The sequence below is a fragment of the Staphylococcus simiae genome, from assembly GCF_017357005.1.
GTDB lineage: Bacteria > Bacillota > Bacilli > Staphylococcales > Staphylococcaceae > Staphylococcus > Staphylococcus simiae_A.
This window is the reverse complement of the sequence record NZ_CP071589.1, coordinates 1,621,531-1,634,214: the sequence shown is the minus strand read 5'-3', so window position 1 is coordinate 1,634,214 and position 12,684 is coordinate 1,621,531. Positions and strand designations below refer to the sequence as shown.

Annotated in this window: 6 protein-coding genes; 4 read left to right on the top strand and 2 right to left on the bottom strand. The window is 32.7% G+C overall.

The features are described from left to right. Window positions 1-36 precede the first annotated feature (36 nt). Together J3R86_RS07265 and J3R86_RS07260 are read right to left on the bottom strand one after the other, a co-directional pair. Complete coding sequence (locus J3R86_RS07265) at window positions 37-597, bottom strand: tRNA 5-(aminomethyl)-2-thiouridylate-methyltransferase MnmM (protein ID WP_207516742.1); 561 nt, start codon at window positions 595-597, stop codon at window positions 37-39. Beyond that, window positions 594-1,547 carry a tRNA modification radical SAM protein MnmL/YtqA gene (locus J3R86_RS07260; RefSeq protein WP_207516741.1) on the bottom strand — a complete coding sequence of 318 codons (954 nt, stop codon included), beginning with the start codon at window positions 1,545-1,547 and terminating at the stop codon, window positions 594-596. The genes J3R86_RS07265 and J3R86_RS07260 overlap by 4 nt, the downstream gene beginning before the upstream one ends. Before the next feature lie 108 nt (window positions 1,548-1,655). Between J3R86_RS07260 and J3R86_RS07255 the strand changes: the two genes are divergently transcribed. The 4 genes from J3R86_RS07255 to J3R86_RS07240 all read left to right on the top strand — a co-directional run bounded on the left by J3R86_RS07255 (window position 1,656) and on the right by J3R86_RS07240 (window position 12,426). Next, window positions 1,656-2,843 carry an MDR family MFS transporter gene (locus tag J3R86_RS07255; RefSeq protein WP_207516740.1) on the top strand — a complete coding sequence of 396 codons (1,188 nt, stop codon included), beginning with the start codon at window positions 1,656-1,658 and terminating at the stop codon, window positions 2,841-2,843. Window positions 2,844-3,127: 284 nt separating this feature from the next. Beyond that, window positions 3,128-5,542, top strand: a complete 2,415-nt coding sequence (leuS, locus tag J3R86_RS07250; protein ID WP_207516738.1) for a leucine--tRNA ligase — start codon at window positions 3,128-3,130, stop codon at window positions 5,540-5,542. Between the two features lie 15 nt (window positions 5,543-5,557). Further along, a complete protein-coding gene (locus J3R86_RS07245) occupies window positions 5,558-5,869 on the top strand; it encodes a rhodanese-like domain-containing protein (RefSeq protein WP_207516732.1) in 312 nt (103 codons plus the stop codon). A 284-nt stretch (window positions 5,870-6,153) separates the two neighbouring features. Then, window positions 6,154-12,426, top strand: coding sequence for a SasC/FmtB family protein (locus J3R86_RS07240; protein ID WP_207516730.1), 6,273 nt, complete (start codon window positions 6,154-6,156; stop codon window positions 12,424-12,426). Window positions 12,427-12,684: the final 258 nt, after the last annotated feature.

The window sequence follows — 12,684 nt, the reverse complement described above, 5'->3', positions numbered from 1 at the left end:
TTCCTTTTATAGGAAGTTTTGGTGGCTTTAGTTTTATTAAATTTTTTCAATAGCAATTATAAATGGCGCATGATTTCTTTGATTTAAAAATTCGTATTTAAGTACATGAGCATATTTTTGATCCAAATGTTGAACGTATTCAAGTAATGCATCTCTTTCTAGTTGGCCTTCGCTGTGACCATGATAAATAACTAACACTATAATGCCTTCTTTAGATAAAAGTGCTAAGATATCTTCTATTGCTTTGATAGTAGTAACAGGTGTCGTGACAATAGATTTATCACCTTTTGGTAAATAGCCTAAATTAAATATTGCAGCATCTATATGCCCAATATGTTCGTCTTGTATATATTGATTTACATGTTCGTGACCGTCATTAATTAAAGAAATATTATCAAAATGAGCAGTTTTTTCTTTAGTATGTTCTATAGCAATCGACTGAATATCAAAACCATAAACATGGCCTTGCGGGACACTTTGTGCTAGAAAAAGGGTATCATTACCATTTCCACACGTTGCATCTATAACCACACTTGAAGTAGTAATATGTTGTGATATTAATGTTTTAGCAAAGGGGAGAATACGTTCTAATTTCATGATGTCACATGTTCCTTATAATTAATACCTTGATATGAATCACGTCTAGCTAATTCATCATCTATAGCATTTAATACTTCCCATTTATTAACACTCCACATAGGACCTACCATTAAATCTATCGGTCCATCACCAGTGATTCTATGAATAATCATTTCAGGAGGTAAGATTTCTAACTGATCAACAACTAAATTAGTATATTGTTCTTGAGTCATAAACTCTAGCATACCTTTATCATACTGTTTGACCATTGGTGTACCTTTTAATAAGTGTAATAGATGAATTTTAATACCTTGTACATCCATTTGTGCAACTTCTTTAGCTGTTGCCATCATCATGTCATAGTCTTCACCAGGTAAACCGTTAATAATATGTGTACATACATTTATATTGTGCTTACGCAGTTTAGCTACACCATCATAATATGTTTGAATATCATGAGCACGATTAATTAAATCTGATGTTGATTGATGGATTGTTTGTAATCCCAATTCAACCCATAAGTACGTACGTTGATTTAAATCGGCTAAGTATTCCACTACATCGTCAGGTAGACAATCTGGTCTTGTTCCTATAGATAGACCTACGACACCAGGTTCTTTTAATACAGGTTCAAATTTTTCTTTTAATACTTCTACAGGTGCATGTGTATTTGTAAATGCTTGAAAGTAGGCAATGTACTTGCCATCACGCCATTTTTCGTGCATTTTTTCTTTGATTTCTTTAAATTGCACTTCTATAGAATCTGCACGATTACCTGCAAAATCTCCACTACCAGCAGCTGAACAGAATGTACAGCCACCGTGAGCTACTGTACCATCTCGATTAGGACAGTCAAAGCCACCATCAAGTGCTACTTTAAATATTTTTTGACCAAATTTATTTTTTAAATGATAATTCCATGTATGATAACGTTTGTTTTCAAAAGCATACGGGAAATGATTGCCCATAAGTCATTTTCCTTTCTATAAAAAAGAGTTCTAAGTACAGATTTTAACATATTTTAATGTTATAGTGTTTATTATAGTTTGACAAAAAAGAGAGAGGAACTATGAACAATGAATATACCTAAATCAGTATGGTGGCTAGTCATTGGTATGGCAATCAATATTACTGGTTCTAGTTTTTTATGGCCTTTAAATACTATTTATATGAAGCAGGAACTAGATAAGAGTTTGACGATTGCTGGTTTAGTACTGATGATAAATTCTGTTGGTATGGTTATTGGAAATTTATTAGGTGGTACATTATTTGATAAATTAGGTGGCTATAAAACGATTATGTTAGGCACGGTCACATGTTTATGTAGTACAACGTTATTAAATTTCTTTCATGGATGGCCTTGGTATGCAGTATGGCTTGTTATGTTAGGTTTTGGTGGAGGAATGATCATACCAGCAATTTATGCAATGGCTGGTGCAGTTTGGCCTAATGGAGGTAGACAAACATTTAATGCTATATATTTAGCACAAAATATTGGTGTAGCATTAGGTGCAGCTCTTGGTGGTTTTGTAGCAGAATTTAGTTTTAATTACATATTTTTAGCTAACCTTATTATGTATATTATTTTTGCTATTGTGGCATTAACGCAATTCAATATTCCGATTAGCGTTAAAGTAAAATTTCCAAATCATATGGAATTAGCTAAAAGTAAGAATAAATCAAAGTTGATGTCGTTAATTTTAATTTGTGCCATGTTCGCTATTTGTTGGATCGCTTATATTCAATGGGAATCAACAATTGCATCATTTACTCAATCCATAAACATTTCAATGTCTCAATATAGTGTGTTATGGACAATTAATGGCATAATGATTTTAGTAGCGCAACCATTAATTAAACCAGTGTTATACATATTGAAAGGCAATTTAAAAAAACAGATGTTTGTTGGAATCATCATTTTTATGATGTCATTTTTGGTTACTAGCTTTGCCCAAAGTTTCACTATTTTTGTTGTTGGAATGGTTATTCTAACATTTGGTGAAATGTTTGTTTGGCCTGCTGTACCAACTATTGCTAATAATTTAGCTCCTAAAGGTAAACAAGGACAATATCAAGGATTTGTTAATTCAGCTTCTACAATTGGTAAAGCTGTGGGTCCTTTTTTAGGAGGGGTATTAGTTGATGTGTTCAATATGCGTATGATGTTTTTAGGAATGATTGTGTTATTAGTAGGTGCATTAATTTTACTTATAGCATTTAATGAAAACAATTCTAAATCTGTACAAGCGGATCATGAACTTTAATGTTAAATTCATTTTAAAAGCTTGAAATAATTCAATATATACCATACTATTAACTTATCAACTTAAAACGTTTAGAAGCTTTTCTACAGAGAACTGGTAATGTTGAGAGCCAGTGTTAAGGACTAGATGTATTAATAATTTTAATTAAAAATAAATCAAATCAAGACATCTCTTACTATTAAAATGAGGGCACAGTATCTGTGAAATAGGGTGGTAACGCGGCAAATGTCGTCCCTACGATTAATAGTTTGGGGTGTTTTTTTATTGATACAGGAGGACGAACTGTGAATTACAATCATAAGCAAATTGAAAAGAAATGGCAAGATTATTGGGACGAACATAAAACATTTAAAACAAGTGACAACTTAGGTCAGAAAAAATTCTATGCACTTGATATGTTCCCTTATCCATCAGGTGCAGGTTTACATGTAGGTCACCCCGAAGGTTATACAGCTACAGATATTATTTCTAGATATAAACGTATGCAAGGATATAACGTACTGCATCCAATGGGGTGGGATGCATTTGGTTTACCTGCTGAACAGTATGCGTTAGATACTGGAAATGATCCGCGCGAATTTACTAAGAAAAATATTCAAACGTTTAAACGTCAAATTAAAGAATTAGGCTTCAGTTATGATTGGGATCGTGAAGTAAATACGACAGATCCTGAATATTATAAATGGACACAATGGATTTTTATTCAACTTTATAACAAAGGTTTAGCTTACGTTGATGAAGTGGCAGTAAATTGGTGTCCTGCATTAGGAACTGTATTATCTAATGAAGAAGTTATTGATGGTGTATCTGAACGTGGTGGACATCCAGTTTACCGTAAACCTATGAAACAATGGGTATTAAAGATTACTGAATATGCTGATCAACTACTTGCTGACTTAGATGATTTGGATTGGCCTGAATCATTAAAAGATATGCAACGAAATTGGATTGGTCGTTCTGAAGGTGCGAAAGTTGCATTTGATGTTGACGGTTTAGAAAATAAAGTAGACGTCTTTACTACTAGACCAGATACTATTTATGGTGCGTCATTCTTAGTTTTAAGTCCGGAACATCCACTAGTTAACATTATAACTACTGATGATAATAGAGAGGCAGTTAAAGCTTATCAAACAGAAGCATCTAAAAAATCTGATTTAGAGCGTACAGATTTAGCAAAAGATAAATCTGGTGTCTTCACTGGTGCGTATGCTATTAACCCATTATCTGGAAAACAATTACCAATTTGGATTGCTGACTATGTCTTATCAACATATGGAACTGGTGCAGTAATGGCAGTTCCAGCACATGATGAACGTGACCATGAGTTTGCTAAGAAATTTGACTTGCCTATTATTGAAGTTATAGAAGGTGGCAATGTACAAGAAGCGGCTTACACAGGCGAAGGCAAACATGTTAATTCAGGTGAATTGAATGGTTTAGATAATGAACAAGCAATAACTAAAGCCATCAGCCTGTTAGAACAAAAAAATGCTGGAGAAAAGAAAGTTAATTATAAATTGCGTGATTGGTTATTTAGTCGTCAACGTTATTGGGGAGAGCCAATTCCAGTAATACACTGGGAAGATGGTACGATGACTACAGTACCAGAAGAAGAATTGCCATTATTATTACCAGAAACTAATGAAATTAAACCATCTGGTACTGGAGAATCACCGTTAGCAAATATCGATTCATTTGTTAATGTTGTTGATGAAAAAACAGGCATGAAAGGTCGTCGTGAAACAAATACGATGCCACAATGGGCTGGTAGTTGTTGGTACTATTTACGTTATATTGATCCTAAAAATGAAGATATGATTGCAGATCCTGAAAAATTAAAACATTGGTTACCGGTAGATTTATATATTGGTGGGGTAGAACACGCTGTTCTTCATTTATTATACGCTAGATTCTGGCATAAAGTATTATATGATTTAGGTGTAGTTCCTACTAAAGAACCATTCCAAAAATTATTCAACCAAGGAATGATTCTTGGTGAAGGTAATGAAAAAATGAGTAAATCTAAAGGTAATGTTATCAATCCAGATGATATTGTACGTTCTCATGGAGCAGATACACTAAGATTATACGAAATGTTTATGGGTCCTTTAGATGCAGCAATCGCATGGAGTGAAAAAGGTCTTGATGGTTCTCGTCGTTTCTTAGATAGAGTGTGGAGATTAGTAACGAATGATGATGGCACTTTAGATTCAAAAATAGTCTTAACTAATAATAAATCATTAGACAAAGTATATAATCAAACAGTTAAAAAAGTAACTGAAGATTTTGAGACACTTGGATTCAATACAGCCATCAGTCAACTAATGGTATTTATCAATGAATGTTATAAAGTTGACGAAATTTACAAACCTTATATTGAAGGATTTGTTAAAATGTTATCTCCAATCGCTCCTCATCTTGGAGAAGAATTATGGCAAATACTAGGTCATCAAGAGACAATTACTTATCAACCATGGCCTACTTTTGACGAATCATTATTAGTAGATGATGAAGTAGAAATTGTTGTGCAAGTTAATGGTAAATTAAGAGCTAAAATTAATATCCCGAAAGATATGTCAAAAGAAGACATGCAAGAAGCTGCATTGCAAAATGATAATGTCAAAGAAAGTATTGCAGGTAAAGATATTAAAAAAGTAATTGCAGTGCCTCAAAAATTAGTGAATATTGTTGCAAAATAAGGAGGATGTCATTAAATGAAGTCAATTACGACTGACGAATTAAAAACTAAAGTGTTGGATTCTAATCCAGTGAATATAGTAGATGTTAGAACGGATGAAGAAACTGAAATGGGTTATATCCCTAATGCTAAATTAATTCCAATGGATCAAATTCCAGAGCATTTAAAAGATTTCAATAAAAATGAAACATATTATATCATTTGTGCTGGTGGCGTTCGTAGTGCCAGAGTTGTTGAATATTTAGAAGATCATGATATTGACGCAGTTAATGTAGAAGGCGGCATGAAATCATGGGGCGATGAAGGTTTAGAAATGAGTAACATCTAAAAGTATCAATAAAAAAAGAAGTTAAGCAGCTTATAAAGTTGTTTAACTTCTTTTTTTATCCATATTGAGAAATGTAAATAAGCTCAGAGAAAGTATCATTAATTATTACAGAGTAGTTAAAAATAGAAATTAAATTGTAATAAAATATAACTTTATTTTATATAATTATGATGATAAACTTAATTAGAATAATTTTATTGTGCAAAATAATATTTGGCTACAAATCGATTTGCAATAGCGTTCGTATTAAACATCATAGAATTAACAACCAGGAGGACGACACAATGAATTTAGAAAAAAATAATAAATACAGTATTAGAAAATATAAAATAGGTATATTGTCAACAGTAATAGGATCAGTCTTAATATTTGCTAACTCCAATCATTCTGAAGCATTTGCAGCAGAACAAACGGTATCAAATACAGATACAAATCTTGTTCAGCCAACGAATCAGCAAGTAGCGAATCAACAGACTGCTAGTCAAGCAAACACTGTTAATAATCAAAATAATACACTCAATACAACTTCAACTGTTAATAATAATATAAATCAATCATCAAGTTTGGTTAATTCTAATTCTAACAAAGCAGCTGATGCTAACAATGTTGTTGTTAAACAATATGACACTACAAATACTAACATCAAACATCAACCAGTCAATGATGTTCCAAAAGTATCTAAAGATGCAATGATAGCAAGTCATACACCACTAATTGTTCCTGAGAATACATCAACAGTAGATCATCATATTTCATTAAAAGAGATTCAAGAACAATTAAAACATACGAATGACAAAACAAATGTCGTTGCAGTTACAGAAGCGACTTCAAATAAACCAAAGAAAAGAACAAGACGACAAGCTCCAGGACCTGCACCAGCAGCTCCAGCTAATAACGCTGCCAATACAGACCCAGGTGCGAATAATGTGGGTAGTATTAACGAAGTATTTACATTTGATAATAACGGTATTAATCCAAGTCCAGATAAATTAAGACCAACGATTACTGTTGTTAATAATTTACCAGGCTTTACGATGATTAATAATGGTAAAGTCGGTGTCTTAAGTGCTTCATTAGTAAGAACTAGCGTCTTTAATCAAGGTGATCCAAAGAATGATCAAGCATCAGATAATGTTATTGCATTAGGTAGAGTATTAGCAACTAATCCTAGTGATACAGGAGATTTTAACGGTATTGAAAAAATTGTGTCAGTACATCCTAATTCAGAAGTCGTCTTCCAATTTAATACGATGGCAAGTGCAGATGGTAATGGGGCAACTATTTTAGTACTGAAAAATGCAGCTGACGATTCTGAAATTGCTAGAGCAACAGTAGATGGAGGTTCTACTTTAAGATTAGCAACAATACCAGCAAATGTAACTGACCTTAAAATTCAATTGTTACCAGACGCTAGTGTGCATGGGAATTTTAGAAGGGTTACTAAAAACCAAGATGGCTATAAGTACTTTTCACTAGTTGATACTATCGGGGTTAAATCAGGTTCTCATGCTTATATCAAAAATATTAATTATAATAATACAATTAAGACAGATAGTGATTTAGCCATCGATGCAACGATTTCTAATGATGGGAACTTTGGTGCGTCACTAGAAAATGGTGCTCTAGTGTATAAAGTTAAATTACCTGATGATGTGACTTATGTAGATAATTCATTAGTAACGAGCACACCTATTGGAAATGTGGCTAATACCGATGTAAATCCATTTGCTGAAGCATACGATAGAACAACAAATACAGTGACATTTTCAAGTAATGGGTTAACTGCGAAAAATGGTGCACCTAATACACCGATGCTATTACCATTAAAAGATATTCACCTAAAATTTAAAGTTCATGTTAATAGAATCAATACACCGAAAACAGTTAATTTAGAAAGTAATATCACATATAAAACATATACTGAATTAACTATGAATACACCTAATACACCTTATACAACAGCAACGACGTCATCACCACTCAGTATCATTATGAATAAAGATGCTTTACAAACACAGTATGATTTTATACCACAACAAGTGAATTATACGTATGCATCTATTTTAGAATATAATAAATTGAAAGTTAAAGCGAATAACATTCTTAATGAACAAAATCAGAATGTACCGGTGGACCAACGCGCTACTCAACAACAAATAGATCAATTAGTGAATCAAATGTCGCACACATTAGTTAGCAGTGTTAATGCCAACCAACAAATTAATCAAAAAGCTCAACAAATGGTTAATTTAGCTGAAAATAATAATGACTTAACAGATGAAGAAAAAACAGCGATTGAAGAACAAATAGATAATCATAAAAACCAAGTTTTAAATGATATTGATAACCAAACAACAGACCAAGGTGTTACAAACGCAACAAATACAGGTATTCAGCTATTAAATGGTGATGTCGGGGTACCAGTAGTCAAACCAGCAGCTAAAAAGGCTGTGAGTGATAAAGCAGCTGAGCAAAAGCAATTAAATAATAATAATAGTGATGCCACAACAGAAGAAATTACAGCAGCCAATCAAAAAATTGATACTCATGTTACTGAAGGAGATACAGCGATAGATAATGCCACTACGAATGATCAGGTTGCACAAGCAAAAGATGCAGCGATAGCAAATATCAATACGGACGTTGTAGAACCTATAGTCAAACCAGCTGCACGTAATGACATAAATCAATTAGCAGCAACTAAACGACAACAATTATTAAATATTCAAGCAGCAACTAAAGAAGAAAAAGATGCAGCAATTGCGAACTTAGATCAAGAAGTTACTTCTATTATAAATAATATTAATCAAGCAACTACGAATAACCAAGTTAATCAAATTAAGACCACTGGATTACAAACAATTGATGGTATCCAACCGGTTATAGCGAAAAAGCCTGATGCCAGAAGTGCAATTAATCAAGCAGCAATTGCTCATAAAGCTGTCATCAATCAAAGCAATGATTCTACTATTGAAGAGAAACAAACTGCGATATCATTAGTAGATCAAGCAGTTACACAAGCAGAGCAGGCTATTGATCAAGCGACAACCAATGCTGAAGTTGATCAATTACAACAAACATGGACAACTGATATTAATAACATTTTGCCAGCAACGAAAGAAAAAACGGATGCTAGAAATGAAGTTCATGATAAAGCACAACAACAAATCGCTCAAATTAAAGCAAATAACGATGCTACTGATGAAGAACAAGATGCAGCAATTCAAGAAGTAAACAATGATAAAACACAAGCTGTAGCAAATATTAATAATGCTACGACAAATCAAGAAGTTCAAGATGCTAAAAATAATGGTATTAATGACATTACACTAGATGAGCCACAAACAACTGTAAAGACGGATGCTAGAACTGCTGTGACAACTAAAGCAAATGATAAAAAACAACAATTAACACAAACACCTAATGCCACACAAGAAGAAATAGCAGCGGCTCAAAATCAAGTAGATCAACAATTACAAGATGCCTTGAATAAGATTAATAACGCAAGAAAGACGAATGATGTCAATGCTATCAAAGATAGTGCGATTCAAAATATTGATAATGTTACAGTAACAGTTCAAAAGAAACCAGATGCTATCAATCAAATTGATCAAAAACAACAACAACAAGAACAAGTAATCAACAATAATACAGTAGCAACTGCGGAAGAAAAACAAGCTGCATTACAACAATTAACTCATTTAGTAACACAAATTAAGAATAATATTAATCAAGCCACTCATAATAACGAAGTTGAATTAGCGACAACTGAAGGGTTAACTCAAATTGCTCAAGTACTTCCGCAAGAAATTGTTAAGCCAACTGCGATACAAGCAATTAATGATAAATATACGGACAAAATAGCGAATATAAATCAAACACCTGATGCCACTAAAGAAGAAAAAGATGAAGCTATTAATGCTTTGAACATTGATAAACAACAAGCTATAAATGCTATCAATCAAGCTACGACAAATGCACAAGTTGAACAAGCTAAAACAGACGGTTTAAATACACTTGAAGGCGTCGCTGCCAACGTAGTTAAAAAGAATGAAGCAAGAAATACTGTTAAGCAACAAGCTACTACTCATGATGCAGATATCGTTCAAACACCAGATACGACTGTCGATGAACAGCAACAAGCTAAAGATAAAGTGCAAGCAGCATTAAATAATGCATTACAACAAATTAACCAAAGTCAAACAAATAGTGAAGTAGATCAAGCAGCAACGGCTGGGGTTAATACGATTAATGCAATCATTGCTCAAGCTGAAGTTAAGCCAGCAGCCCGTAATGCGATAAATCAAGCGAACGATAGTCAAACTGAAGTAATTAATAATAATGTCGATGCAACAGATAATGAAAAAGAAGCAGCATTACAACGTTTAGCAACAGCAAAAACTCAGGCTTTAAATAGTATTGATCAGGCCAACACGAATGACCAAGTTAACCAACTAAAAGTTAATGCAATAAATGATATTAATGCGATTGTTCCAGAGACTAGAGTAAAACCTGCTGCCAGAGAACGTATTAATCAACATGCGAATGAAAAAAGAAGTCAAATTAATCAAGACTTAGAAGCAACTTCAGAGGAACGACAAGCAGCTTTACAACAACTTGATAATGTTGTTAAGCAAGCCATGCAAGATATTAATAACGATAAGACCAACCAACAAGTCAATGATACAGAAACACAGGCATTTGATAGTATTGCCAAAATTACACCAGCACATTTGGTTAGAAGCGAGGCAAGAAATGCTGTAGAACAAAAATCTGAGCAACAAAAAGAACGAATATTAACAACGCCAAATGCTACAGATGAAGAAAAGAATAAAGCTCTTAACGATTTAGCTAGTCTTAAACAACAAATTTTACAGCAAATTAATCAGTTACCTTCTACTGCAGAAGTAAACAAAGCTGAACAAGATGGTATCAATAATATTGCTACTATTTTACCGAATGTTGTTGTTAAACAAGAAGCAATTGATGATATTCAAAATATAGCGAATAGACAAAAACAACAAAATAAACAGACACCTGATGCTACGCATGATGAAATCAATGAAGCAAATCAAATCATTGATAATACCGTTAATGAAAATAAACAACGTATTAAACAAGTGACAACAAATGAAGAAGTAGCACAATTGAAAAATAAAGCAGATGATATGATTGATAAAACAAAACCGAAAGTAAGACGTAGACGTGCAGCCTTAGACGCACTAGACCAAGGTGTAGAGGAGCAAATTGCTACAATAAATCAAACACCAGATGCAACAGATGATGAAAAACAAGAGGCAATTGATAAAATTAAAGCTTTACGTCAACAATTAGGTCAACAAATTTCACAAGACCAAACTAATAGCCAAATTGATAATACGGAAAGTAAAGGTCTTGAAGATATCAAAAATATTTTACCGAATGTACATGTTAAAAAGGATGGACGTCAAAATATTAACGACAAAGCGCATAGTCAAGAAGACGAGATTAATCAAGTGTCAGATGCTACAGACGAAGAAAAAAATGCTGCAATAAATGTCCTACATGATACAACATCTAATGTTCTAAATGATATTAATCAAGATAATTCAACACAAGACGTACAAGATCATGTTGAACAGGGTAACCAAGCAATTGATAAGATCAAACCAGAAACAAAAGTTAAACCTGAAGCAAGAGAAAGTCTTAAACAAACATTAGATGAATTGCTTAATGATATTAATCATAATCAAGAAGCAACTATTGAAGAAAAAGAGGCAGCTACAAAAGTATTAGAAAACATTTATCAACAACAAGCTTTAACAGCAATAGACAACGATCATACTAATCAACAAGTAGCTGATACAGTATTAAAATACAAACAACTACTAATGGATAATAATGTCAAACCAATGAAAAAACCGGCTATTAGTCAAGAAATAAATAACGAAGTAATTAGAGCAAATACAATCATCAAGAACTATAATAAAATAAGTGACAAAACAAAAAATGATGCCCTACAAAAGATTGCTCAACTAAAAACTGCAATGGAAGATGACTTAAGAATAGCCATTTCTAATCAAGAAGCAGATGAAGTTTTAAAACGTTTCAAACATCAATTACATGATCTTGAAACGATTATTGCAACACAAGAACAATCATTAATTAAAATTGATATTGTAGCAAACCAAACAATTGCTAAATTTAAAGCTATAGCGACTGCTAGCCAATTATCTCATATCATTAAGCAAATTGAGGATTATAAAGCTGAAGGTTTCAACATGATAGATGGCAATTTGGATCTTGCGCTAATTAAACAACATACAAACGAAACAATTACTAAAATATTGTCAATTAAATTACCAGTTGAATCTGCAAAAGAAGTAATAATGCCACGTAAAAAAGTGACACCACAGCCTCCAAAAGTGAATAATAATAGTACACCACAATGTAGTACAAAAGTATTGCCAAAAACAGGTGGACAAGATTATCATTTACCATTTATGGAAATATCATTAGTTGCTGGCTTAGCTTTGGTAGCGAGACAGTTAACTAAAAAACAACAACTCAATAAATAGCTTTATTAGATAATAACTATAGTAAAGCTACCTTTAAAGTAACAGCAATAATAATAGCTGAAACTTTAAAGGTAGCTTTTTAATTTGTAAACTAGCTGAGTATACATTGTAATAGTATGTCTCAGAACCCAAATAGTTTATATGGGGAGTTTATATATTTTATTTAACAATAAAAGACAGTGTGTTTGGTTGAAATCAATCTTTTCAAAACATTTATTGCGAAAATGGCCGTCTTGAACATTAATGCATAATTTATAG